This window comes from Streptomyces sp. NPDC085866, assembly GCF_044541035.1.
Classification (GTDB): domain Bacteria; phylum Actinomycetota; class Actinomycetes; order Streptomycetales; family Streptomycetaceae; genus Streptomyces.
On the sequence record NZ_JBITSQ010000001.1, the window covers coordinates 656854 to 680610 of the forward strand.

The following is a 23757-nucleotide window of genomic DNA, read 5'->3' on the forward strand; positions in this document are numbered from 1 at the left end:
CCCGCTATGTGCGGGGTGGGGCTCTTTTGCTGTTCCCTCATTGACTCTCATGTGTCCATGTATCTAGCCTCTGTTCTCATACATAGACAACATTCATAAGGGGAGATGGTCAGGTGGGCGGCGACCCGACTCCGCAGGACGTGACGCGGCGGCTGCGGGAGGGCATGGCGCACGGCGTGCTGTCCTTCCCGCTCACCGCCTTCCACGACGACGGCTCCCTGGACCCGGACGGTCTGCGCGCCCATGTCGCCGCGCGGCTCGCGGCCGGTCCCGGGGCCCTCTTCCCGGCCTGCGGCACCGGCGAGTTCTTCTCGCTGGACGAGGAGGAGTACCGGCAGGTCGTCACCGTCGCCGTCGAGGAGGCGGCCGGGCAGGTGCCGGTGGTGGCCGGGACCGGATACGGCTGGGCGCAGGCCGCCCGGTTCGCGCGGATCGCCGAGGAGGCCGGCGCCGACGCCCTGCTCGTGCTGCCGCACTACCTGGTCGCCGCCCCGCAGGAGGGCCTCGCCGCCCAGCTGGAGCAGCTCGCGGCCCGCACCCGGCTGCCGATCGTCGCCTACCAGCGCGGCCAGGTCGCCTATGGTGTGGCCTCGTTGCGGCGCATCGCGCGCATCCCGAACGTCATCGGCCTCAAGGACGGCCACAGTGACCTCGACCGCCTCCAGCGCCTCACCCTCGCCGCCCCCGAGGACTTCCTGTTCTTCAACGGTGCCGCCACCGCCGAGATCCAGGCCCGCGCCTACGCCACCGTCGGCGTCCCCGCCTACTCCTCCGCCGTGCACGCCTTCGCCCCCGAGATCGCGGGCGCCTTCTTCGGTGCGCTGCAGAGCGGCGACCACGGCACGACCGGGAAGCTGCTGCGCGACTTCTACGTCCCCTTCGTCGAACTCCGCGACCGCGCACCCGGATACGCGGTGTCCCTGGTGAAGGCGGCGGCCCGGCTGCGCGGTGAACGCGTCGGCCCCGTCCGCGCCCCGCTCACCGACCCCTCGCCCGCCGACCTCGCCGACCTGAAGGCCCTCCTCACCGCCGGACTCGACCTCGTAGGAGCCTCCCTGTGACCCGTGACCTGACCATCACCGAGGTACGCCTGACACCGATCCTGGTCGCCGACGCGCCGCTGCTCAACACCCAGGGCGTGCACCAGCCGTACACCCCCCGGCTGATCGTGGAGGTCGTCACGGCCGACGGGATCACCGGGCTCGGCGAGACCTACGGCGACACCAAGTATCTGGAGCTGGCCCGCCCTCTCGCCGAGCGCCTTCCCGGACGCTCGGTCATGGATGTGAACGGATTGTTCGCGCTGGACCTCGCCGTGGACGAGGACCGGATCAGGGGCGCCGTGGACGCCGGCGGTCTGCGGGGCGTGCAGAGCGCCGACAAGCTGCGGCTGTCCGTGCTCTCCGCCTTCGAGGTGGCCTGCCTGGACGCGCAGGGCCGGGCACTCGGCCTCCCCGTGCACGCACTGCTCGGCGGCAGGGTGCGGGACGCGGTCGAGTACAGCGCCTACCTCTTCTACAAGTGGGCCGGCCACCCGGAGGGCGTCACCGCCGAGCCGGACGACTGGGGTGCCGCACTGGACCCCGCCGGAGTCGTCGCCCAGGCACGGAAGTTCAAGGAGCGCTACGGGTTCACCTCCTTCAAGCTCAAGGGCGGTGTCTTCCCGCCCGAGGAGGAGATCGCGGCCGTACGCGCCCTCGCCGAGGCCTTCCCCGGGCATCCGCTGCGACTCGACCCCAACGGCGCCTGGTCCGTCGAGACCTCGCTGAAGGTGGCCGAGGAACTCGGGGACGTCCTGGAGTACCTGGAGGACCCGACCCTGGGCACTCCCGCGATGGCCGAGGTGTCGGCCGGATTGAGAGGGGCGGCGCGAAGCGCCTCGGACAAGGGGGGCGGTGGGCGACGGGCGGGCGTCCCGCTGGCCACCAACATGTGCGTGACCACGTTCGGCGAGATCAAGGAGGCGTTCGCCAAGGACGCCGTCCAGGTGGTGCTCTCCGACCACCACTACTGGGGCGGACTGCGCAACACCCAGCACCTCGCCGCGATCTGCGACGTCTTCGGCGTCGGGGTGTCCATGCACTCCAACACCCACCTCGGCATCAGCCTCGCCGCCATGACCCAGGTGGCGTCCACCGTGCCCGGCCTGCACCACGCCTGCGACTCCCACTACCCCTGGCAGTCCGAGGACGTCCTCACCGAGCGGATCGCGTTCGCCGACGGCAGGGTCGCGGTGTCCGACGCACCCGGCCTCGGCATCGAACTGGACCGGGACGAGCTGGCCCGGCTGCACCGGCGGTGGGCCGAGGACGACGGCACGATGCGCGAGCGCGACGACGCTGCGGCGATGCGGGTGGCCGAGCCGCAGTGGCGGACGCCGGTGATGCCTCGCTGGTAGCCGCGCCCCGGGTGGGATCTGGTGCACACTGGCCAGATCCGCATCACCTCAGGGAGCGCACCGTGACCCCGTCCCACACGATCGCCGGAGAGGAACCGGAGCACCTCACCCGTGCAGCGCCCTGCCGGGTCCAGGTCGACCCGCTGGTCGCCCTGCGCGCACCGGACGATCCGCCCTGGGACGTCTACCTCACGGGCACCGTCTTCCTCGACATCATCTTCACCGGCCTGGACTCGGCGCCCGTGCGCGGCACCGAGTCCTGGGCCCGGGGGATGGGATCCAGCCCGGGCGGGGTCGCCAACATGGCCGCCGCGCTCGCCCGCCTCGGTCTGCGGACGTCCCTCGCGGCGGCCTTCGGGGACGACCACTACGGCGAGTACTGCTGGGACGCGCTGGCACAGGGCGAGGGCATCGACCTCACCCTCTCGCGGACCGTGCCCGGCTGGCACTCGCCGGTGACCGTCTCCATGGCCTACGAGGGCGAGCGGACCATGGTGTCCCACGGTCACGAGCCGCCGCCTGAGGAGCCGGCGCCGGACTTCCCGCCCCGCGCGCGTGCGGCCGTCGCCTCCCTGGTTCCCGGCACGCGCGCCCCCTGGATCGCCCAGGCCGCCCGCGCGGGCACCCGGGTCTTCGCGGACGTCGGCTGGGACGACACCGGGGCCTGGGACCTGGGGGGTCTCGCCGATCTCGAACACTGCGAGGCGTTCCTGCCCAACGCGCAGGAGGCGATGCGGTACACCGGCGTGGACTGCCCGCGGGCGGCGGCGCGGGCGCTGACCGAGTACGTGCCGCTGGCGGTGGTGACGCTCGGGGCGGAGGGGGCGTACGCGGTGGACCGGCGTACGGGGGAGACGGCCGAGGTGCCCGCGATCGCGGTGGAGGCGCTGGATCCCACCGGGGCGGGGGACGTCTTCGTGGCCGGGTTCGTGACCGGCACGCTGGCGGGGTGGCCGCTCGCCGACCGTCTTGCCTTTGCCGGGCTCACGGCGGCGCTGTCGGTGCAGGAGTTCGGGGGCTCGCTGTCGGCGCCGGGGTGGTCGGAGATCGGGGCGTGGTGGCGGAAGGTGCAGTCCCTTCCGGGGCAGGAGCCGATGGCGTTGCAGCGGTTCGAGTTCCTTGAAGGGCTGGTGCCGGCTCAGCTGGACCGGCCGTGGCCGCTGCGGCGGGCCGTGCCGACCATCGGGTTCCGTCGGTCCAGCTGAGCAACCAGGGGGCTCCGCCCCCTGGACCCCTGGCCTGTGCCCACCCACCACCCGACTCGGTAGGCGGAAGAGTGGCCGCGCCGCCCGGCCCGGTGGGCAGAGAAGTGGCCGAGAAGTCCCCCTGCGAAAAGCCCTACGGCCTTGTCAGTCCACCGTCGTACCCTGGAATCGCGAGGCCGCCCTCAGCTATGCGGCCGTGACGAGGAGGAACCGCAGGCCTACAGCGCCGGCCCATGACTCAGACACCCACAGCTCACACCCCCGCGCAGGAGCAGGCGAGAGCGCACCTCACCGTCCCCGCCCAGCACCCCATGGTGACCGTGCTGGGTTCCGGCGACTCCCTTCTGCGCGTGATCGAGAAGGCCTTCCCGGCAGCCGACATCCATGTCCGGGGCAATGAGATCAGCGCGGTCGGCGACCCTGCGGACGTCGCCCTCATTTCGCGCGTGTTCGACGAGATGATGCTGGTGCTCCGCACCGGGCAGCCGATGACGGAGGACGCAGTGGAACGCTCGATCGCCATGCTCAAGGCGAGTGAGGACGGGACGAACGACGGACCGGAGACCCCGGCCCAGGTACTGACGCAGAACATCCTGTCCTCCCGTGGCCGCACCATCCGCCCCAAGACGCTCAACCAGAAGCGGTACGTCGACGCGATCGACAAGCACACGATCGTCTTCGGCATCGGCCCCGCCGGTACCGGCAAGACCTACCTGGCCATGGCCAAGGCCGTGCAGGCCCTGCAGTCCAAGCAGGTCAACCGGATCATCCTGACCCGTCCCGCGGTCGAGGCCGGCGAGCGCCTCGGCTTCCTGCCGGGCACGCTCTACGAGAAGATCGACCCCTATCTGCGCCCGCTGTACGACGCGCTGCACGACATGCTCGACCCGGACTCGATCCCGCGCCTGATGGCCGCGGGCACGATCGAGGTCGCGCCGCTCGCGTACATGCGTGGCCGTACGCTCAACGACGCCTTCATCATTCTCGACGAGGCCCAGAACACGAGCCCCGAACAGATGAAGATGTTCCTCACCCGCCTCGGCTTCGACTCGAAGATCGTGATCACCGGTGACGTGACGCAGGTCGACCTGCCGAACGGCACGAAGAGCGGTCTGCGGCAGGTGCAGGAGATCCTGGAGGGCGTCGAGGACGTCCACTTCTCCCGGTTGTCGTCCCACGATGTCGTACGGCACAAGCTGGTGGGCCGTATCGTCGACGCGTACGAGTTGTACGACAGCAAGCACGGCACCGAGAACGGCGCCCACAAGGGCGGCCACGGCAGGCCCGGTGCCAAGGGCTCCAAGGGGAAGTAGAACAGCACGACCATGTCGATCGACGTCAACAACGAGTCCGGCACCGAGGTAGACGAGCAGGCGGTCCTCGACATCGCCCGCTACGCGCTCGCGCGGATGCGCATCCACCCGCTCTCCGAGCTCTCGGTGATCGTCGTGGACGCCGACGCCATGGAGCAGTTGCACATCCAGTGGATGGATCTGCCGGGTCCCACCGATGTCATGTCGTTCCCGATGGACGAGCTGCGGCCGCCCGCGAAGGACGACGACGAGCCGCCGCAGGGGCTGCTCGGCGACATCGTGCTGTGCCCGGAGGTCGCCGCCAAGCAGGGCGCGGAAGCGCCGACGCAGCACTCCATGGACGAGGAGCTCCAGTTGCTCACCGTCCACGGAGTGCTGCACCTGCTCGGGTACGACCACGAGGAGCCCGACGAGAAGGCCGAGATGTTCGGGCTCCAGGCCGCCATCGTGGACGGGTGGCGGGCCGAGCGCGGGCTGACCGGCCCGTCGCCGGCGCCGACCGTCTCGTAGTCCGAGGGCCGGTCTTCGCATGAGTCCGCAGATCGTGATCGGCGCGATCGCTTTGGTCGTCGTCGCCTGGCTGGCCGCGTGCGCGGAGGCGGGCATCGCGCGCGTCTCCAGCTTCCGCGCCGAGGAGGCCGTGCGCAACGGCCGGCGCGGCAGCGCCAAGCTGGCCCAGGTCGCCGCCGACCCCACCCGCTATCTGAACGTGGCCCTGCTGGTCCGCGTCGCCTGCGAGATGGCGGCCGCGGCCCTGGTGACGTACGCCTGCCTGCAGGAGTTCGCGGCCACCTGGCAGGCCCTGCTGGTCGCCATCGGCGTGATGGTCCTGGTGTCGTACGTCGCCGTCGGCGTCTCCCCGCGCACCATCGGCCGCCAGCACCCGCTGAACACGGCGACGGCGGCGGCGTACGTGCTGCTGCCCCTCGCCCGGATCATGGGTCCGATCCCGTCGCTCCTCATCCTCATCGGCAACGCGCTCACCCCCGGCAAGGGCTTCCGCCGCGGTCCGTTCGCCTCCGAGGCGGAGCTGCGCGCACTGGTCGACCTCGCCGAGAAGGAGTCGCTGATCGAGGACGAGGAGCGCCGCATGGTGCACTCGGTCTTCGAGCTGGGCGACACCCTCGTACGGGAGGTCATGGTCCCGCGCACCGACCTGGTGGTGATCGAGCGCTACAAGACCATCCGGCAGGCGCTCACCCTCGCCCTGCGCTCCGGCTTCTCGCGGATCCCGGTCACCGGTGAGAGCGAGGACGACGTCGTCGGGATCGTGTACCTGAAGGACCTGGTCCGCAAGACGCACATCAGCCGCGACGCCGAGAACGACCTGGTGTCCACGGCCATGCGCCCGGCGGTCTTCGTCCCCGACACCAAGAACGCCGGCGACCTGCTGCGTGAGATGCAGAAGGACCGCAACCACGTCGCCGTCGTCATCGACGAGTACGGCGGCACCGCCGGCATCGTCACCATCGAGGACATCCTCGAGGAGATCGTCGGCGAGATCACCGACGAGTACGACCGTGAACTCCCGCCCGTGGAGGACCTCGGCGACGACCGTTACCGGGTCACCGCGCGCCTCGACATCACCGACCTCGGCGAGCTGTACGGCCTGGAGGAGTACGACGACGAGGACGTGGAGACCGTCGGTGGCCTGCTCGCCAAGGCGCTCGGCCGCGTGCCCATCGCCGGTGCGTCCTCGGTCGTGGAACTGCCCGACGGCCGCGAGCTGCGCCTGACCGCGGAGGCCGCGGCCGGCCGCCGGAACAAGATCGTGACCGTCCTTGTGGAGCCGGTGGGCCCGGCGGACCCGCCCGAGGGGGAGAAGCCCGAGTGACCCCCGAGGAGCTGCGCGCCTTCTGCCTGTCCTTCAACGCGGCGGTCGAGGACTTCCCGTTCAGCCCGGACGTCTCGGTCTTCAAGGTCCTGGGCAAGATGTTCGCGCTGAGCTGGCTGGACGCGCGGCCCCTGACGGTCAACCTCAAGTGCGACCCGGAGGACGCGGTCCGGCTGCGCAGTGAGCACGAGGGACTGATCATCCCCGGCTACCACATGAACAAGCGGCACTGGAACACCGTCACCGTGGACGGCGAACTCCCGGACCGCCTGGTCCGCGAGCTGATCGAGGACTCGTACGACCTCGTCGTCGCGGGCCTGCCGAGGGCGGAGCGGCTGCGGCTGGACCGGCCGTAAATGCGTTTGCCGGGCCCCTCTGACCACGTGTCAGAATCCGGCATGTCTTCTGTGCGATATCCGCGCCCGCTGCGCCCTGGTGACCGTGTCGGTGTGACCTCCCCCTCCAGCGGGGTGCCCGAGAAGATGCGCGGGCGCCTCGACGTGGCGATACGCGACCTGGAGGCGCGAGGGTACGAGGTGGTCGTCGGCCGGTGCATGGACGGCTCGGGGCACATCAGCGCCCCCGCCGCCGAACGCGCCGCCGAGCTGACCGAGATGCTGACCGACCCGGCGATCCGGGCGGTCGTACCGCCCTGGGGCGGGGAGACGGCGATCGACCTGCTGTCGCTGCTGGACTTCGAGGAGATCGGGCGGGCCGAGCCGACGTGGGTGGTCGGCTGGTCCGACATGTCGACCCTGATCACGCCCCTGACCCTGCTCACCGGGGTCGCGACCGTGCACGGCAACAACCTCATGGACACGCCGTACCGGACGCCCGAGGGCCTGCTGTCCTGGCTCGACATCGTGGCGGCGCCGCAGGGCGGGCCGCTCTCCCAGACCCCGCCGGGCCGCCACCGGTCGGGCGGTTTCGACGACTACCGGTTCCACGCGGATGTACGGGACCTCACCCTGGACGCCGAGGGCACCTGGACCCGGCTCGACGGCACCGGTGACGTGGACGTCGAGGGCCGGCTGATCGGTGGCTGCATCGAGACCCTCGCCAACTTCGCCGGCACGCCGTACCTGAACACCTCGTCCTTCGCCGGCGACGAGGGACTGCTGGTCTACGTCGAGGCCGCCGAGGACAACGCGTACACCATCTGCCGCAACCTGCACGGCATGCGCCTCGCCGGCTTCTTCGACCGCGCGACCGCCGTCCTCGTGGGCCGCACCCACGCCCCCGACGGCCGCACCCTCACCCAGCACGAGGCCGTCCTCGACGCCCTCGGCTCCCTGGGCGTACCGATCGTCGCGGACGTCGAGTGCGGCCACGTGGCGCCCTACCTCCCGCTGGTGAACGGCGCCCGTGCCCGGGTGGTGCACACGGCCGCCCGGAGCGAGATCGTTCAGACCCTGGACTGACCTCGTCGCAGGTCCGGGCCGGTCCGTATGCTCGGGGCATGACCGACAGCAACGCGCTTGACCCCGAGGACCGCAAGATCGTCACCCTGGCCCGTTCCGCCCGGGCCCGCAACGGCGTGCCCGAGGGCGCGGCCGTACGGGACGAGACCGGGCGCACGTATGTCGCCGGGTCGGTGCAGCTGGCCTCGCTGAAGCTGAGCGCCCTGCAGACCGCTGTCGCCATGGCCGTGGCCTCCGGGGCGAAGTCGCTGGAGGCGGCGGCCGTGGTGAGCGAGGCGGAGTCCGTTCCGGCGGAGGACCGAGCCGCTGTGGCCGACCTTGGAGGGGCTGAGACGCCGGTGCTGCTCGCCGGGCCCGACGGGGCCGTGAAGCTGACCGTCCCGGCGGGTGCCGCGGAGTAGTCCGGATTTCATCCTTGCCGTCGCCTGCCTCTCGCGCATCAATGGAGCCGTAAGTTCCGACGATCCGTCAGATCCGCACCGCCGCCGCAGCGTGCCCGCACCCACCTGCTCAGGCCTGCTCGTTCGTCGGCGCACCTTCCGACCATCCCCACATGGCATCCCCACAGGGAAGGGAAGCGGATCCCCATGAGAGGCAAGCGCACGGCAACAGGTGCGGCGCTGGTCGCCGGGGCCCTCGCGGTCACCGGACTCGCCTTCGCGCCCACCGCTGCCGCCGTCACTCCCCAGACGGCGACCATCAACGCGAGCTGCGGCATCTTCGGCGGTGGCGCGGCCACGCTCACCGCCACCCAGAGCGGCACCTCGGCCACCATCACCCTCACCTCCACCGCGGTCAAGGCGCCGGTCGCGGTGGCGAAGGACTCCATCACCTCCAAGCTCACCCTGGTCAGGGCGAGCGGCGGCACCACCGTCTTCACCGGGACGAAGAACCCGGCCATGGCCGCCGGCGACCCGGTCACCGCCGGCCCGCTCACCGGCACCGTGGCCTCCGGTGACAGCCTGGAGGCGTACGGCGGCTCGCTGCAGATGACGATCTTCGGGATCAACGTCACCTGTACGGCCACCGGCAAGCAGTCGCCCGGGCCGTTCGTGTTCGACTGAGTGACCCGAGTGACCTGAGTGATCTGTTCCGGATAGTTCCGGATCTCCCGGGGATGCCGCAGAAACTGATGATCCGTCAGATTTCTGCGGCGTCTCCATTGACTTCTCACGCGGGCTCCACATCAATGCCCCCTGTCGGCGCAGATGAGCCGCTGCGCCCGCAACCCTCAGGAGGGGCCCCCATGGGTTCGACACCCCGAAGATCCCGACGGTGGCGCTGGGCGTCACTGTTCGGGGCGACCGCCCTCGCGGTCACCGCGGGCGGCGCACTGGCCTGTCCGGCCGGTGCCGCCGGTACGAACGTGGACTTCGCCACGCACTGCATCCCGCCCGCAGTCGCGGGCATCCCGCCGATCGACGGCACCACCACAGGGAGCGTGTCGGTGGACAACGCCAGCCCGAAGGTCGGCGACACGGTCACCGTGACCTACACCGTGGTCACGGCCGCCGCCAGCAACCCCACCGACCTGGCCCTGCCGGCCGACATCATGACTCCGACCGGCAAGGTCACCCTCGGCGGCGCCCAGACCGGTGACGTCACCGTCGCCGGACCGAAGAAGAACCCCCCGGTGCCGGGGAAGGCCGCGTTCCCGTCCTTCTCCATGACCGGGACGTTCACCGTCACCAAGGCCGGCCAGATCACCCTCTCGCCGGGCGACTACAACATCCACACCAGCTACATCCTCGAACTGGACACCCCCTGCACGGTCACCAACCCGCCCGCCCCGGTGTCGCAGACCGTCACCGCGACCGACGGGACTCCGGCCAACACCCGTGCCATCTCGCTGGGTTCGGCCTCCGGTGACCCGGGTGCCGGTGTCACGGTCAACGGCAGCAACTTCACGCCGGGCGCCACCGTCACCCTGGCCGGGCGGGCCGGGGGCACCCAGACCGCGGACACCGCCACCGTGACCGCGGGCGCCTCGGGCTCCTTCAGTGGTTCGCTGGTCGTCAACGACAAGACGACGACCGGGATCGTGGCCTACGAAGGCGGCTCCTGGAGCGCGGACAAGGGCGCGGGCCCCGCGGCCTACGTCGTCAACGACAACACGCCCGTCCCGGCCGGCAGCCAGAAGCTGACCACCACCGTCAAGGCGGGCACCCTGTCCATGTCCCAGGCCGGGGACGCCGTCGCGCTGTCGTCGGTCGACTTCGGCAAGGGCGGGGCCTCCAGCGGAGCCCTGCAGACGGTGACGGTCAAGGACTTCCGCGGCGGGCCCGCGGGCTGGTCCCTGACCGGCAAGGTCACCGACTTCACGGGCCCCGGCGCCAAGATCGACGCGAGCAGACTGAGCTGGACCCCCGCCTGCGTCACCAAGGCGGGCAGCCCCAGCACCTGCAAGGCCGGTTCGACGGGCACGGTGGGCACCTCGGGAGCGACCCTCGCGTCGACCCCGGACGCCACGCTCACCGGCGGTGAGTTCACCGTCGACGCCGGACTCTCCCTGGACGTACCGGCGTTCACGCCTCCGGGCTCGTACTCCGGCGTCCTGACCCTCACCCTCACCTGACCCGAACATCCACCACGGTGGCCGGGCGCCCGCCGCACCACGGGGCCGCACCCGCCCGACCGCCACGACCCGAGCCCATGGGGGGTCCGCACCCATGCGCAAGCCGTACGTCCTCCTCCTGAGCCTCATCTGCCTCGCCCTGGGGGTGTCCACCGCACCGGCCCACGCCGCCGACAACGGCAGCTGGTCGGTCTACCCGGTCGCCTCCAAGGTCGCCGCGCGCCCCTACTTCTACCTCTCGGCCGACCCCGGGCAGACCCTCACCGACAAGGTCGCCGTCGCGAACAAGACCGGCAGGCCGCTCACGTTCCGGCTCTACGCGGCCGACGCCTACAACACCGCCCGCGACGGCGGGTTCGCCGTACGGACCCTGAAGGAGCGGATGCGCGGGGTGGGCGCCTGGGCGCGGCCCGCGAAGTCACGCGTCACCGTGCCCGGCCACAGGACCGTCACCGTGCCCTTCACCCTGAAGGTGCCTCAGGGCGCCGAACCGGGCGATCACCCGGGCGCGATCGTCGCGCTCGACGTGGGGGACCCCCCGCTCGAGCAAAGCCGAGAGTCGGGGAGGATCGACCCCGGCAGCGGCAAGCTGGCGCTCGGCGTGCAGCGGGCCGTCGGTGCCCGGGTCTATCTCCGGGTCGGCGGGCCCACGCTGTCCGCGATCTCCGTCGAGCAGGTGCACATCAGCCACCACCAGCCACTCGTCCCCGGCCTCGGCGACAGCACGGCCACCATCGGCTACACCCTGCGCAACACCGGGAACGTCACCCTCGACCCCAAGGTGGAGCTGAAGGCGCGCGGGCTGTTCGGCCGTACGCTGCTCGACCGCGACCTGACCGGGGTCCCGTCCGAGCTGCTGCCGGGGCAGCGGGTGCGGCTCACCGAGACCTGGCACGGGGCACCCCAGCTCGACTGGGGCGACATCACCCTGACCGCGAGCGCGCCGGACACCCGCCAGTCGGCGAGCGCCTCCTTCTTCGCGCTGCCGTGGCTGCTCGCCGGGCTCGTGTTCGTGGCCGGAGTGGTGACCGGAGTGCTGCTGGTCAGAGCGCGTCGGGGCCGCGCTCGCCGGTCCGCACCCGTACGACGGTCTCCACGGGCACTGCCCACACCTTCCCGTCCCCGATCTTCCCCGTCTGCGCGGCGCTGACGATCGCGTCGATCACGTCGTCGGCGACCGCGTCCTCGACCACGACCTCGATCCGGACCTTCGGCACCAGGTCGACGCGGTACTCGGCCCCCCGGTACACCTCGGTGTGGCCGCGCTGACGGCCGTAGCCGCTCGCCTCGGTCACGGTCAGACCGTGCACACCCAGCTCCTGCAGGGCGGTCTTGACCGCGTCCAGGCGGTACGGCTTGACGATCGCGGTGATGAGCTTCATGCCTGGCTCTTGACCTTCTGGGCGGTGGGGACGACGGAGGAGGAGACCGGGGCGCCATGTCCCAGGACCCCGTGATCGTAAGCCGTCTCGGCGTGCACCGTAAGGTCCAGGCCGGTGTGCTCCTGCTCCTCGCTCGCCCGCAGGCCCAGCACCCGGTCGATCAGCTTGCCGAGGCCGTACGTCACCGTGAAGGCGTACCCCGCGACGACCACGACGGCCAGCAGCTGCTTGCCGAGCGGGGCGAGCCCGCCGCCGTAGAACAGGCCCTCGACGCCGCCGGTCATCGCCTTCTCGGCGAACAGGCCGATGAGGAGGGTGCCGATGACACCGCCGACCAGGTGAACGCCGACGACGTCCAGCGAGTCGTCGTAGTTCAGCTTGAACTTCCAGCTCACCGCGTAGGAGCAGACGACACCGGCGGCCAGGCCCACGACCAGCGCGCCGAGCAGGGAGACCGTGCCGCAGGAGGGCGTGATCGCGACCAGGCCGGCCACCGCGCCGGAGGCGGCGCCCAGGGTGGTCGGGTGGCCGTCGCGCCGCTGCTCGACGAAGAGCCAGCCGAGCAGGCCGGTGCAGCCGGCGGCCAGGGTGTTGAGGAAGGCGGCCGCGGCCAGGCCGTTCGCGCCGAGCGCGGAGCCCGCGTTGAAGCCGAACCAGCCGAACCAGAGCAGACCGGCGCCGAGGACCACCATGGGCAGGTTGTGCGGACGCATCGCGTCCTTCTTGAAGCCCAGGCGGGGGCCGAGGACCAGGCACAGGGCGAGGCCGGAGGCGCCGGAGGTGATCTCGACGGGCAGACCGCCCGCGAAGTCGAGCGCACCGAGGTTGTCCAGGATCCAGCCGCCCGGGCCCCACACCCAGTGGGTGACCGGAACGTATACCAGGAGCGTCCATACCGGGACGAGGACCAGCCAGGCCGAGAACTTCGTACGGTCCGCGACCGCGCCGCTGATCAGCGCCGCCGTGATGATCGCGAAGGTGAGCTGGAAGGTCGCGAAGAGGAGGGTGGGGACCGAGCCGTGCACGCTGTCCGGGCCGAGGCCGCTCATGCCGGCGTGCTCCAGCCCGCCGATCAGCCCGCCGCCGATGTCGTCGCCGAAGGCCAGCGAGTAACCGGCCGCCAGCCACACCACCGTCACCAGGGCGATCGACACGAAGCTCATCATCAGCATGTTGAGGACGCTCTTCGTGCGGACCATGCCGCCGTAGAACAGGGCCAGTCCCGGAGTCATCAGCAGGACGAGGGCGGTGGCTGCGAGCAGCCATGCGGTGTCGCCGGTGTTCACGTGCGCGGCGGCGAGGGTCACGGGCGTCTCCAACGGTGTGCGGGCTCGTCAGAGGGTCACCGGTGAGCGTTTCCGGTTGCGTACGGGTGTGTTTCCGTGACGTTTCGTTGCGTGGGGGTTTCCGAAAGCTCACGTGAGGACGGGGTGCACCCCACTGGTACGGCGCGGCTTCGTGGATCAGGGAGAATGGTCGCCATGAGCGTTCGTACCCAGTCATCCGAGCAGCCGGCCGAGTCCGCCCACCGCGCCGGCTTCGCCTGCTTCGTGGGCCGCCCCAACGCGGGCAAGTCCACCCTCACGAACGCTCTGGTCGGGCAGAAGGTGGCGATCACCGCCGACCAGCCGCAGACGACGCGGCACACGGTGCGCGGCATCGTGCACCGGCCCGACGCCCAGCTCATCCTGGTGGACACCCCGGGCCTGCACAAGCCGCGCACGCTGCTCGGCGAGCGGCTCAACGACGTCGTACGGACGACGTGGGCGGAGGTCGACGTGATCGGCTTCTGCCTTCCCGCGAACGAGAAGATCGGCCCCGGCGACCGTTTCATCGCGAAGGAACTCGCCGGCATCAAGAAGACCCCGAAGGTCGCGATCGTCACCAAGACCGATCTGGTCGACTCCAAGACCCTCGCCGAGCAGCTGATCGCCATCGACCAGCTGGGCAAGGAGCTGGGCTTCGAGTGGGCGGAGATCGTGCCGGTGTCGGCGGTCGGAGACAAGCAGGTGGGCCTGCTGGCCGACCTGATCGTCCCGCTGCTGCCGGAGGGCCCGGCGCTCTACCCCGAGGGTGACCTCACCGACGAGCCCGAGCAGGTCATGATCGCGGAACTGATCCGCGAGGCGGCCCTGGAGGGCGTCCGCGACGAACTGCCGCACTCCATCGCCGTCGTCGTGGAGGAGATGCTCCCGCGCGAGGACCGCCCCGCCGACCGTCCCCTCCTCGACATCCACGCCAACGTCTACATCGAGCGCCCCAGCCAGAAGGGCATCATCATCGGCCCCAAGGGCAAGCGCCTCAAGGAGGTCGGCATCAAGTCCCGCAAGCACATCGAGGCTCTGCTGGGCACGCCGGTCTTCCTGGACCTCCACGTCAAGGTCGCCAAGGACTGGCAGCGGGACCCGAAGCAGCTGCGCAAGCTGGGGTTCTGAGGCCCTGGGGCTCTGCCCCTGGACCTCCACGTCGAGCTCGGGCTGCTCAGGGACGTCGCCGTGGCAGCCGACGACGAGCCGGGGCGGGCCGAGGCGTCGGGGCGGTCAGGACTTGCCGGTGACCTGTCCCGGCAGCTCACGCCACGCCCCTGATCCGCCCCACCAGCACCGCCCCCGCCAGCCCGATCACCGCCGCCACCAGGTACAGCACCCGGTAGCCGCCGAGGTACGTCACTATCGGTGCCGCCAGGACCGGGGCCGCCACCTGGGGGAGGGCGTTGGCCACGTTGATGACGCCGAGGTCCTTGCCCCGGTCCAGGGCCTTCGGCAGGACGTCGGTCATCAGGGCGAAGTCGACCGAGGTGAAGACGCCGAAGCCGATCCCCAGGAGCGCCGACGCGACGACGGCCCCCGGCCAGGTCTGCCAGCCGGACAGGGCCGCCGTGGCCACCGCCATCAGCACGCCCGACCAGACGACGAACGGTTTGCGCCGACCCACCCGGTCCGACCAGGCGCCGCCCGCCACGACCGTCGCCATCAGCGTCAGGCTGTTGACCGCAGTGAGGACGAGGACACCCTGGTCGGGGTCGGAGTAGTGCAGGCGGTCGCGCAGGTAGTAGAGGAGATACAGCAGCACCAGCGAGTTGCTGAGGTTGATCAGGAAGCGGGTCAGCCAGGCCCAGGCCAGGTCGGGGTGACGGCGTGGGCTCAGCCAGAACGAGGCCAGGAAGCCGCGCCAGGACCAGGGTGACCGGTCCTCCGGTGCCAGGCGCAGGTCCTCGTAGCGCAGTACGTAGGGCAGGACGCCCACCACCGTGAACACCGCGCAGGCCGTGTACCCGGCGCCGACCCCGCCCGCCGCCGTCGCCAGACCCGTCCCGCCGACCACGCCCAGGATCTGCGCCGCTCCCAGCCAGCCGCCCACCGAGCCCCGTTGGAGCCGCGGCACCCGGTCCGGCACGGCCGCGGTCACCGCCGCGAAGGCCGCGTTCAGCGTGAGCTGCACCAGGCACCAGCCCAGCGTCATCGTCCACAGCCCGCCCGCGCCCGCGAGCAGCAGGAGGGAGAGCGCACCGCCCGCCGCGCCCGCCACGATCCACGGGGTACGGCGGCCCCAGCGGGCGGTGGTCCGGTCGGACAGGGCGCCGAAGAACGGGTTGGCTAGCAGCGAGACCACCGCGCCCGCCCCCGTCACCCACGCCAGCATCGTCTCCTTCGACATCCCGGAGCCGGGCGCGAAGTCCCCCGCCTGGGAGGCGAGCAGGATCTGCAGCGGGCCGAACCAGCCCACCCAGATCGCCCCGTTGGCCAGCGAGAGCGCCGCCGTCCAGCCGCGGCCGACCCGCTCCACGGGCTCGGCGAGGGCGGCCGAGGCGCGGGCGGTGGTCATCTCTGCGCCCGCAGCACGTCCCGGAACCAGTGGTAGGAGGCCTTCGGGGTGCGTCGCTGGGTCTCGTAGTCCACGTGGACCAGGCCGAAGCGGCGCGCGTAGCCCTCCGCCCACTCGAAGTTGTCCATCAGCGACCAGACGAAGTAGCCGCGCACGTCCACCCCGGCCTCCAGCGCCGCGTGCAGGGCGCGGACATGGCCGTCCAGGTAGGCGATGCGGTCCTGGTCGTCGATGCCCTCGTAGGAGCAGCCGTTCTCGGTGATGACGATCGGCGGGAGCCGGTCGCCGTAGCGGTCGCGGAAGGTCGTGAGCAGCTCCGTGAGCCCCTCCGGGACGACCGGCCAGCCGAAGTCGGTCACCGGGCGGTCCTCGATCTCCCGCACGGAGAAGGGGAGTTCGGCCGGCATGGTCAGGCCACCGAACTCGATCTCGGTGCCCTGCGGGGCGCCCACCCGGGTCGGCGCGTAGTAGTTGATGCCGTACCAGTCGATCGGCTCGGAGATGACCTTCAGGTCGGCGGACACGTCGCCGGGCATCAGGTCGCCGATGCCCTCCGGGTAGGCGCCCAGCACGATCGGCTCGGCGAACAGCCGGTTGAGGAGGAGGTCGTAGAAGCCCGCCGCCTCCTGGTCGGCGGGTTCCGCGGAGGCGGGCCAGGTCGGGCCGTGGGAGTTGGCGATGCCGATGTCCGTCGCGCCGGCCGTGCGCAGGGCCTGCACGGCGAGACCGTGGGCGAGGAGCTGGTGGTGGGCGGCCGGGAGCGCGTCGAAGAGCAGCCGCTTGCCGGGGGCGTGGGCGCCCAGGGCGTGGCCCAGCAGGGTGTGCTCGGCGGGCTCGTTGAGGGTGATCCACTTGGTGACGCGGTCGCCGAGGCGCTCGGCCACCACGGACACGTGGTCGGCGAACCGGGCCGCCGTGTCCCGCTCCAGCCAGTCCAGCGAGGCGGGCAGGTCCCAGTGGAAGAGGGTGGGCACGGGCCGTACGCCGGCCGCGCACAGCTCGTCGACCAGGCGGTCGTAGAAGTCCAGGCCGCCGGGGGAGTTCACGCGGGGCCACGAGACGGAGAAGCGGTACGCGTCCACGCCGAGGCCGGCCAGGAGGGCCACGTCCTCCCGGTAGCGGTGGTAGTGGTCGCAGGCCACCGCCGCCGTCGTGCCGTCCTTCACCCGCCCCGGCTCGGCCGTGAACACGTCCCACACGGACGCCTCGCGCTCGTCGGCCGCGCCCTCGATCTGGTGGGCGGAGGTCGCCACACCCCACAGGAAGCCGGCCGGGAAGCGGGGGATCGGATTGCCTGCATCAGTCGCCATGGCGGGGATCATCCTTACCCCCGGTAACGGAAGTCAACGCCCCGGCGTGAAACAGCGGTTACGCACCCTCCTTCAGCACCCGGGAGATCAACTCCCGCTCTGCCTCGGTCAGTCGGGGATCGGCCGCGTACACCGTCCGGCCGTCCACGGTGATCTCGTAGCTGAAGCCGTCCGGGACCCCGGCCGGGCGTGTGCCCCGGCCGGACGCGAGGGCGCGTTCGGCCAGGGCGTGCCACTCATGGGCGTCGGGCCGGCCCGAGGTGTCGACCTCGGCCCGGCGCTCGATGCCCGCGAAGCCGCCCGTGCGCCGTACTTGGATACGCATGGGTCACTTCTAGTACGGAACTACAGCGTCCGCACCCCCACCTGCTCCCACGCCTTCTGCACGGCCTGGAGTTCGTCGCCGGCGCCGTAGCGCTCGCGGGCCGCCTGGACGGTCAGCGTGGCGAAGTCGGCGAAGCCGGCGTCCTGCTTCAGCTCGCCGCCGGTCAGGACGTCGTACCAGATCTGGCCGGCCCGCTCCCAGGCGTTGCCGCCGATGGCCGTGGCGACCAGGTAGAAGGCGTGGTTCGGGATGCCCGAGTTGATGTGCACGCCGCCGTTGTCGCGGCCGGTGCGGACGTAGTCGTCCATGGTCGCGGGCTGCGGGTCCTTGCCGAGGACGTCGTCGTCGTACGCCGTGCCCGGCGCCTTCATGGAGCGCAGGGCGGTGCCGGTGACGCGCGGGGCGAGCAGGCCCGCGCCGATCAGCCAGTCGGCCTCGGCCGCGGACTGGCCGAGTGCGTACTGCTTGATCAGCGAGCCGAAGACGTCGGAGACCGACTCGTTGAGCGCGCCGGGCTGACCGAAGTAGGTCAGGTTGGCGGTGTGCTGGGTGACGCCGTGGGTCAGCTCGTGGCCGATGACGTCCACCGGGATGGTGAAGTCCAGGAAGATCTCGTTGTCGCCGTCGCCGAACACCATCTGCTCGCCGTTCCAGAAGGCGTTGTCGTAGTCCGTGCCGAAGTGCACGGTCGCGTCCAGCGGCAGCCCCTCGCCGTCGATGGAGTTGCGGCCGTACGCCTTCAGGTACAGCTCGAAGGTGGCACCGAGGCCCGTGTAGGCGCGGTTGACCGTGGCGTCCGCACCGGGCTCGGCGCCCTCCTCGCGGACCTTAGTGCCGGGCAGGTCCTGCTGGTGGCCGGCGTCGTAGATGGTGCGGTGCGGCTGGTCGGCCACGGCCCCGGCGGGCGCGGCGACGGCGGGTGCGCCGATCACCGTGGTCAGGCGGCGGTGGGTGCGCTGGTACGCGTCGTGCTCCAGGGACCGGCGGGCGGGCCGGGAGAGCGCGGGGTCCTCGTTCCGGGCGAGCCGGTCGAGGACGTGCGGCGGCACGATCGTGCAGAAGACGGGCTGGAAGCCCCCGTTGGTCGTCATGCCCGGCACCCTTGCACTGTGTGATCCGACTGTCACTACTCGCAACCATGATTGGTGAAATACGGTGACATCGGGCTCACTCCGCGTAGTCAAAGTGGTATGGCGCACTTTTTGTCCGTTTTGCCCTCACGGTCCCGCATACTGATACGAACCCTCGCGGTGAGGCGCCGCTCGGCTAGCATGCGGAGCATCATGCGTTTCGGGCTGCTCCTTCTTAGCTGCCGCGGCGAGGGCCTGTAGTCGAGGCCGACTCCCTCCCCGCGGAGCTTGGCGTTGCGTCGTCGGCCGTCCTTCCGGACACCTCCCAAGGAGCCCCCGCATCATGGCCAACCGCCAGCAGCCCAGTTCCATGCCGATCCACAAGTACGGCCGCTACGAGCAGGTCGACATCCCGGACCGCACCTGGCCGGAGCAGCGCATCACCGTCGCCCCCCGCTGGCTCTCCACCGACCTGCGGGACGGCAACCAGGCCCTGATCGACCCGATGTCGCCCGAGCGCAAGCGCCGGATGTTCGACCAGCTGGTCAAGATGGGTTACAAGGAGATCGAGGTCGGCTTCCCGGCCTCCGGCCAGACCGACTTCGACTTCGTGCGCTCGATCATCGAGGAAGAGGGCGCGATCCCCGAGGACGTCACCATCTCCGTACTGACCCAGGCCCGCGAGGACCTGATCGAGCGGACCGTGGAGTCCCTGAAGGGCGCCCGCCGGGCCACCGTCCACCTGTACAACGCCACCGCGCCGGTCTTCCGCCGGGTCGTGTTCCGCGGCTCCAAGGACGAGATCAAGCAGATCGCCGTCGACGGCACCCGCCTGGTGATGGAGTACGCCGAGAAGCTGCTGGGCCCGGAGACCGAGTTCGGCTACCAGTACTCGCCGGAGATCTTCACCGACACCGAGCTGGACTTCGCGCTGGAGGTCTGCGAGGCGGTCATGGACGTCTACCAGCCGGGCCCGGGCCGCGAGATCATCCTCAACCTGCCCGCCACCGTGGAGCGTTCGACCCCCTCCACGCACGCGGACCGCTTCGAGTGGATGCACCGCAACCTGTCCCGCCGCGAGCACGTCTGCCTGTCCGTCCACCCGCACAACGACCGCGGCACCGCCGTCGCCGCCGCCGAGCTGGCGCTGATGGCCGGCGCCGACCGCGTCGAGGGCTGCCTGTTCGGCCAGGGCGAGCGCACCGGCAACGTCGACCTGGTCACCCTGGGCATGAACCTGTTCTCGCAGGGCGTCGACCCGCAGATCGACTTCTCCGACATCGACGAGATCCGTCGTACGTGGGAGTACTGCAACCAGATGGAGGTCCACCCGCGCCACCCGTACGTGGGTGACCTGGTCTACACGTCCTTCTCCGGCTCCCACCAGGACGCCATCAAGAAGGGCTTCGACGCCATGGAGGCCGACGCCAGGGCCAAGGGCGTCACCGTCGACGACATCGAGTGGGCGGTCCCGTACCTGCCGATCGACCCGAAGGACGTCGGCCGCTCCTACGAGGCGGTCATCCGGGTCAACTCGCAGTCCGGCAAGGGCGGTATCGCGTACGTCCTGAAGAACGACCACAAGCTGGACCTGCCGCGCCGGATGCAGATCGAGTTCTCGAAGATCATCCAGGCCAAGACGGACGCCGAGGGCGGAGAGGTCACCGGCGGCGACATCTGGTCGGTCTTCCAGGACGAGTACCTGCCGAACCCGGGCAACCCGTGGGGCCGCATCCAGGTCCGCACCGGCCAGTCGACCACCGACACCGACGGCGTGGACACCCTCACCGTCGAGGCCACCGTCGACGGCGAGGACACGGTGCTGACCGGCTCCGGCAACGGTCCGATCTCTGCGTTCTTCGACGCCCTGCAGTCCATCGGCATCGACGTACGCCTGCTGGACTACCAGGAGCACACGATGAGCGAGGGTGCCTCCGCGCAGGCCGCCTCCTACATCGAATGCGCGATCGACGACAAGGTTCTGTGGGGTATCGGCATCGATGCGAACACGACGCGTGCCTCGCTGAAGGCCGTCGTCTCCGCGGTGAACCGCGCCGCCCGCTGACCCTCGCCGACCTGCACTTTCAGGGCCCTGACCGCTGTATACGGCGGTCAGGGCCCCGTCGCTTATCGGCCATCGCACCCATCAGGTCACGGACGGGTCTCGTACGAGGTGCTGACTCAGCCTCCGTGATGTGGCTAACATCACGCCAGCGCGGCGATGTTGCCGCGTCGTTACGGAGGTGCGACGTGCTGCCAGTACGGGGACGAGAAGACCGTGCCACCCGGGCTGTGCGCCTCCTGGGCACCCGCACCGCATGGACACCCGTGGGGGACGGCGAGTTCTACTGCCCCGGCTGCGGAGGCGACCGCAACTACCAGCGGCTCACCGGCCGCCGCCGCTTCACCTTCCTCGGGGTGCCCGTGCTGCCACGCGGGGCGACCGGACCGGTCGTGGAGTGCGCCGCCTGCCGCCACCACTTCGGCACCGACGTCCTCGACCACCCCACCACCCGCCGCTTCTCCGCGATGCTCCGCGACGCCGTGCACACCGTCGCCCTCGCCGTCCTGGCCGCCGGCGGCGCCTCCTCCCGTACGGCCCTGGAGACGGCCGCCACCGCGGTCCGCGCCGCCGGCTTCGAGGACTGCACCGAGGACCAGCTGGCCGCCCTGGTCGAGGCACTCGCCGCCGACACCGGCCGGGTCCTCGGCGGACCGTGCGGGGCGAGCCTCGCCATAGAGCTGCACGAGGCCCTCGACCCCCTCGCCGCGCACCTCGCCCCGGTCGGCCGCGAGTCCCTGCTCCTGCAGGCCGCGCGCATCGCCGTGGCCGACGGCCCCTACACACCCGCGGAACGGGACGCACTGGCCACGATCGGCGCCGCGCTCACCATCTGCGCCGACGACGTGAACCGGCTGCTGGCCGCCGCGCGGACTCCGTCCTGACCCGTGCCGCCCGGATCACCGGGCTCGACGACGGCACCGATCCCGGGCCGAGGAAACGGCTTCACGGCATCTCCTCGACGTGATGTGCGAGGGGACACCAGACCCTCGACGTGACGTGCGAGGGACACCGGAGCCTGCTGATCCGTCAGCGCCTGATCAGGCCCAGGTCGGTGGCGGTGGCGACGGCGGCGGTGCGTGAGTCCACGCCGAGCTTGGCGTAGACGCGGGCCAGGTGCGACTTGACCGTGCCCTCGGTGAGGTGGAGCCGCCGGCCGATGGCCTGGTTGGACAGGCCCGCCGCGACCAGGGCGAGGACTTCCGTCTCCCGCCGGGTCAGGGCGGCGCCGGGGTCGCGCAGGCGGTTCATGAGCCGGTCGGCGACCGTGGGAGCCAGGGTGGTGCGTCCCGCTGCGGCGGTGCGCACGGCGGCCGCGAGATCCTCGGGAGGGGCGTCCTTGAGGAGATAGCCGGTGGCGCCGGCCTCGATGGCCGGGAGGGTGTCGGCGTCCGAGTCGTAAGTGGTGACGATCAGAACCCGGGGAGCGCCCGGCCGGGCGGTGATCGCGGCAGTGGCCTCGGCACCGCCCATTCCCCTGCCGAACTGCAGGTCCATCAGCACCACGTCGATGTCACCCGCGGCGGCGCGGGCGACCGCGTCCTCGGCGGTGGCGGCCTCGGCCACCACGACGAGGCCGGGTTCGGTCTCCAGGACGGCGCGCAGCCCGGCCCGCACCACGGGATGGTCGTCGGCGACGAGGAGGCGGATGGCGGAGTCGGTCACGGACGGGCCTCGGTCTCGGCGGGTGGGGCGAGGGGGAGCCGGGCGGCCAGTGCGGTGCCCTGGCCGGGGGCGGACTCGATGGTCAGGGTGCCGCCGAGCGCGCCGAGCCGGGCGCGCATGGAGGCCACACCGAAGCCGCCCCTCTCCGGGTCGGGCGCGGGCAGCTCGGCGGGGTCGAAACCGATGCCGTCGTCGACGACGTCGAGGGCGACATGGTCGCGGCACCGGCGGAGGGTGACCTCGACGGTGGTGGCCCGCGCGTGGCGGACGGTGTTGGCGACGGCGGACTGGGCGACGCGCAGCAGGACGACCTCGTACGGGGTCGGCAGCGGTGCCTGATCGCCGTTGAGGCGGAAGCGGGCGGTGAGCCGGTGCCGGGCACCGGTGGTGGCGCACAGCCGTTCCAGAGCGCCGGCCAGGGTGGTGCCCTCCAGGGCGGGCGGGGCGAGGGCGGCGACGAAGCGGCGGGCCTCGGCGAGATTGTCGACCGCGGCCTGGCGGGCCTGGCCGACGTAGCGGGCACTGTTCTCCGGAGCGTCGGGCAGGGCCCGTTCGGCGGCGCGCAGCAGCAACTGGATGCTGGACAGGCCCTGGGCGAGGGTGTCGTGGATCTCCCGGGCCAGGCGTTCGCGTTCGGCCAGCACACCGGCGGTGTGCTGCGCCTCGGCCAGGTCCGCGCGGGTGGCGGTGAGTTCCTCGATCAGGCGCCTGCGCTGTTCGCTCTCCCGGTACAGGGCCTGGTATCCCCACACCACGGCGACCGCGACGGCGGCGCCGATCGCCGGGCCGATCGCCATGGCCGCGCTGAAGGAGCCCTGGTGGACGGCGAACGCGGCGATCGCCGCGAGCGCGGTCGCGGCCACGGCGGCCAGGCCGGTCCGACGCGGCAGCAGGTGGAGCTGGAGGAAGTACAGCGGGAAGGCGACCCACACCCCGTCGGCGGTCAGGCCCAGCAACACCAGCCACACCGCGCCGACGGCGGCCAGCCACCAGACGGCGGCCCGCCGGTCGCCGCGGATGCGGGGCACGAGCGGGCCGGCTGCGTACACGAGCCCGCACGCCACGGCCACGGCGACCGTCGCCCCGGCGTGCGGCCGGCCTTCGGTCACGGCGCGGCCGGCGGCCAGGGCGAGCAGGGCGACGATCAGCAGGTGCAGGCACCAGGCCAGGGTCCGGGTGGTCGGGGTCAGGGCGGGAGCGGCGGTGTTCACAGTCCCTCAAGCCTAAGGAACCGGTCCGGGCCGGGCCTCCGCCGAAAGTTACAACCCGCGCGCCGCCTTTCGGTCCGCGAAGTGCCGTCCGTCGCCGGATGCCCGGCACGGGCAGCGGAGGCGACGCTGGGGTCCTATCGCTTCCACCGCCGGAAAGGGCA

General features: G+C 71.4%; 23 protein-coding genes. 15 read left to right on the top strand and 8 right to left on the bottom strand.

Annotation, left to right across the window (positions count from 1 at the left end):
- Positions 1 to 164: 164 nt before the first annotated feature.
- From ACIF83_RS02875 to ACIF83_RS02930, 12 genes are all read left to right on the top strand, one after another.
- Positions 165 to 1061 (top strand): 5-dehydro-4-deoxyglucarate dehydratase, encoded by an 897-nt coding sequence (locus ACIF83_RS02875; RefSeq protein WP_398137484.1) that lies wholly within the window; start codon positions 165 to 167, stop codon positions 1059 to 1061.
- Positions 1058 to 2398: a glucarate dehydratase family protein gene (locus ACIF83_RS02880; RefSeq protein ID WP_398137430.1), complete on the top strand. Its 1341-nt coding sequence runs from the start codon at positions 1058 to 1060 to the stop codon at positions 2396 to 2398. Before ACIF83_RS02875 ends, ACIF83_RS02880 begins: the two co-directional genes overlap by 4 nt.
- 80 nt (positions 2399 to 2478) lie before the next feature.
- Positions 2479 to 3603 (top strand): carbohydrate kinase family protein, encoded by a 1125-nt coding sequence (locus ACIF83_RS02885; RefSeq protein ID WP_393466945.1) that lies wholly within the window; start codon positions 2479 to 2481, stop codon positions 3601 to 3603.
- Between the two features lie 233 nt (positions 3604 to 3836).
- A complete protein-coding gene (locus tag ACIF83_RS02890; RefSeq protein WP_393465187.1) occupies positions 3837 to 4916 on the top strand; it encodes a PhoH family protein in 1080 nt (359 codons plus the stop codon).
- A 12-nt stretch (positions 4917 to 4928) separates the two neighbouring features.
- Complete coding sequence (gene ybeY, locus ACIF83_RS02895; protein ID WP_393465190.1) at positions 4929 to 5426, top strand: rRNA maturation RNase YbeY; 498 nt, start codon at positions 4929 to 4931, stop codon at positions 5424 to 5426.
- Between the two features lie 19 nt (positions 5427 to 5445).
- A complete protein-coding gene (locus tag ACIF83_RS02900; protein WP_393465192.1) occupies positions 5446 to 6750 on the top strand; it encodes a hemolysin family protein in 1305 nt (434 codons plus the stop codon).
- Complete coding sequence (locus tag ACIF83_RS02905; protein ID WP_393465195.1) at positions 6747 to 7106, top strand: MmcQ/YjbR family DNA-binding protein; 360 nt, start codon at positions 6747 to 6749, stop codon at positions 7104 to 7106. The genes ACIF83_RS02900 and ACIF83_RS02905 overlap by 4 nt, the downstream gene beginning before the upstream one ends.
- Before the next feature lie 126 nt (positions 7107 to 7232).
- Positions 7233 to 8171 carry a S66 peptidase family protein gene (locus ACIF83_RS02910; protein WP_398137483.1) on the top strand — a complete coding sequence of 313 codons (939 nt, stop codon included), beginning with the start codon at positions 7233 to 7235 and terminating at the stop codon, positions 8169 to 8171.
- A 38-nt stretch (positions 8172 to 8209) separates the two neighbouring features.
- Positions 8210 to 8572, top strand: coding sequence for a cytidine deaminase (locus ACIF83_RS02915; protein WP_399722989.1), 363 nt, complete (start codon positions 8210 to 8212; stop codon positions 8570 to 8572).
- Between the two features lie 186 nt (positions 8573 to 8758).
- Entirely contained in the window at positions 8759 to 9235 is a 477-nt protein-coding gene (locus ACIF83_RS02920; protein WP_393465200.1) for a hypothetical protein, read from the top strand.
- Positions 9236 to 9417: 182 nt separating this feature from the next.
- Entirely contained in the window at positions 9418 to 10746 is a 1329-nt protein-coding gene (locus tag ACIF83_RS02925; RefSeq protein ID WP_399722992.1) for a beta-xylosidase, read from the top strand.
- A 94-nt stretch (positions 10747 to 10840) separates the two neighbouring features.
- Positions 10841 to 11896, top strand: a complete 1056-nt coding sequence (locus ACIF83_RS02930; protein WP_399722994.1) for a WxL protein peptidoglycan domain-containing protein — start codon at positions 10841 to 10843, stop codon at positions 11894 to 11896.
- Here the strand turns inward: ACIF83_RS02930 and ACIF83_RS02935 are convergent.
- Both ACIF83_RS02935 and ACIF83_RS02940 read right to left on the bottom strand, forming a co-directional pair.
- Positions 11790 to 12128 (bottom strand): P-II family nitrogen regulator, encoded by a 339-nt coding sequence (locus ACIF83_RS02935; RefSeq protein ID WP_393465208.1) that lies wholly within the window; start codon positions 12126 to 12128, stop codon positions 11790 to 11792. The two genes, ACIF83_RS02930 and ACIF83_RS02935, sit on opposite strands and share 107 nt — an antisense overlap.
- Entirely contained in the window at positions 12125 to 13435 is a 1311-nt protein-coding gene (locus ACIF83_RS02940) for an ammonium transporter (RefSeq protein WP_399722996.1), read from the bottom strand. The genes ACIF83_RS02935 and ACIF83_RS02940 overlap by 4 nt, the downstream gene beginning before the upstream one ends.
- Before the next feature lie 174 nt (positions 13436 to 13609).
- Here ACIF83_RS02940 and era point away from each other — a divergent pair, with 174 nt between their 5' ends.
- Positions 13610 to 14563: a GTPase Era gene (era, locus tag ACIF83_RS02945; RefSeq protein WP_393465214.1), complete on the top strand. Its 954-nt coding sequence runs from the start codon at positions 13610 to 13612 to the stop codon at positions 14561 to 14563.
- 136 nt (positions 14564 to 14699) lie between these two features.
- On the opposite strand, the gene ACIF83_RS02950 is transcribed toward era, so the two are convergent.
- The 4 genes from ACIF83_RS02950 to ACIF83_RS02965 are packed head-to-tail and all read right to left on the bottom strand — an operon-like array spanning position 14700 to position 18679.
- Positions 14700 to 15953, bottom strand: coding sequence for an MFS transporter (locus tag ACIF83_RS02950; RefSeq protein WP_399722998.1), 1254 nt, complete (start codon positions 15951 to 15953; stop codon positions 14700 to 14702).
- On the bottom strand, positions 15950 to 17263 hold the full coding sequence (locus ACIF83_RS02955) for a GH1 family beta-glucosidase (protein WP_399723000.1): 1314 nt from the start codon (positions 17261 to 17263) through the stop codon (positions 15950 to 15952). Before ACIF83_RS02955 ends, ACIF83_RS02950 begins: the two co-directional genes overlap by 4 nt.
- Before the next feature lie 58 nt (positions 17264 to 17321).
- A complete protein-coding gene (locus tag ACIF83_RS02960; RefSeq protein WP_399723002.1) occupies positions 17322 to 17588 on the bottom strand; it encodes a protealysin inhibitor emfourin in 267 nt (88 codons plus the stop codon).
- Between the two features lie 20 nt (positions 17589 to 17608).
- Positions 17609 to 18679 (bottom strand): M4 family metallopeptidase, encoded by a 1071-nt coding sequence (locus tag ACIF83_RS02965; RefSeq protein WP_393465225.1) that lies wholly within the window; start codon positions 18677 to 18679, stop codon positions 17609 to 17611.
- A gap of 322 nt (positions 18680 to 19001) precedes the next feature.
- Between ACIF83_RS02965 and leuA the strand changes: the two genes are divergently transcribed.
- The gene (gene leuA / locus ACIF83_RS02970; protein ID WP_393465228.1) at positions 19002 to 20723 is read left to right on the top strand and encodes a 2-isopropylmalate synthase; all 1722 of its coding nucleotides are present in this window, start codon (positions 19002 to 19004) and stop codon (positions 20721 to 20723) included.
- Between the two features lie 185 nt (positions 20724 to 20908).
- Positions 20909 to 21604, top strand: coding sequence for a TerB family tellurite resistance protein (locus ACIF83_RS02975; protein WP_399723004.1), 696 nt, complete (start codon positions 20909 to 20911; stop codon positions 21602 to 21604).
- A gap of 145 nt (positions 21605 to 21749) precedes the next feature.
- Here the strand turns inward: ACIF83_RS02975 and ACIF83_RS02980 are convergent, their stop codons facing one another.
- Together ACIF83_RS02980 and ACIF83_RS02985 are read right to left on the bottom strand one after the other, a co-directional pair.
- On the bottom strand, positions 21750 to 22385 hold the full coding sequence (locus tag ACIF83_RS02980) for a response regulator (RefSeq protein WP_393465234.1): 636 nt from the start codon (positions 22383 to 22385) through the stop codon (positions 21750 to 21752).
- On the bottom strand, positions 22382 to 23596 hold the full coding sequence (locus ACIF83_RS02985; protein ID WP_399723007.1) for a sensor histidine kinase: 1215 nt from the start codon (positions 23594 to 23596) through the stop codon (positions 22382 to 22384). Before ACIF83_RS02985 ends, ACIF83_RS02980 begins: the two co-directional genes overlap by 4 nt.
- Positions 23597 to 23757: the final 161 nt, after the last annotated feature.

Excerpts from the sequence above, each read along its gene's own strand:
- ACIF83_RS02875 (WP_398137484.1), top strand. The coding sequence starts at position 165 with ATGGCGCACGGCGTGCTGTCCTTCCCGCTCACCGCCTTCCACGACGAC.
- ACIF83_RS02890 (WP_393465187.1), top strand. The coding sequence starts at position 3,837 with ATGACTCAGACACCCACAGCTCACACCCCCGCGCAGGAGCAGGCGAGA.
- ybeY (WP_393465190.1), top strand. The coding sequence starts at position 4,929 with ATGTCGATCGACGTCAACAACGAGTCCGGCACCGAGGTAGACGAGCAG.
- ACIF83_RS02900 (WP_393465192.1), top strand. The coding sequence starts at position 5,446 with ATGAGTCCGCAGATCGTGATCGGCGCGATCGCTTTGGTCGTCGTCGCC.
- ACIF83_RS02910 (WP_398137483.1), top strand. The coding sequence starts at position 7,233 with ATGCGCGGGCGCCTCGACGTGGCGATACGCGACCTGGAGGCGCGAGGG.
- ACIF83_RS02915 (WP_399722989.1), top strand. The coding sequence starts at position 8,210 with ATGACCGACAGCAACGCGCTTGACCCCGAGGACCGCAAGATCGTCACC.
- ACIF83_RS02920 (WP_393465200.1), top strand. The coding sequence starts at position 8,759 with ATGAGAGGCAAGCGCACGGCAACAGGTGCGGCGCTGGTCGCCGGGGCC.
- ACIF83_RS02925 (WP_399722992.1), top strand. The coding sequence starts at position 9,418 with ATGGGTTCGACACCCCGAAGATCCCGACGGTGGCGCTGGGCGTCACTG.
- ACIF83_RS02930 (WP_399722994.1), top strand. The coding sequence starts at position 10,841 with ATGCGCAAGCCGTACGTCCTCCTCCTGAGCCTCATCTGCCTCGCCCTG.
- ACIF83_RS02935 (WP_393465208.1), bottom strand. The coding sequence starts at position 12,128 with ATGAAGCTCATCACCGCGATCGTCAAGCCGTACCGCCTGGACGCGGTC.
- era (WP_393465214.1), top strand. The coding sequence starts at position 13,610 with ATGAGCGTTCGTACCCAGTCATCCGAGCAGCCGGCCGAGTCCGCCCAC.
- ACIF83_RS02950 (WP_399722998.1), bottom strand. The coding sequence starts at position 15,953 with ATGACCACCGCCCGCGCCTCGGCCGCCCTCGCCGAGCCCGTGGAGCGG.
- ACIF83_RS02955 (WP_399723000.1), bottom strand. The coding sequence starts at position 17,263 with ATGGCGACTGATGCAGGCAATCCGATCCCCCGCTTCCCGGCCGGCTTC.
- ACIF83_RS02960 (WP_399723002.1), bottom strand. The coding sequence starts at position 17,588 with ATGCGTATCCAAGTACGGCGCACGGGCGGCTTCGCGGGCATCGAGCGC.
- ACIF83_RS02965 (WP_393465225.1), bottom strand. The coding sequence starts at position 18,679 with ATGACGACCAACGGGGGCTTCCAGCCCGTCTTCTGCACGATCGTGCCG.
- leuA (WP_393465228.1), top strand. The coding sequence starts at position 19,002 with ATGGCCAACCGCCAGCAGCCCAGTTCCATGCCGATCCACAAGTACGGC.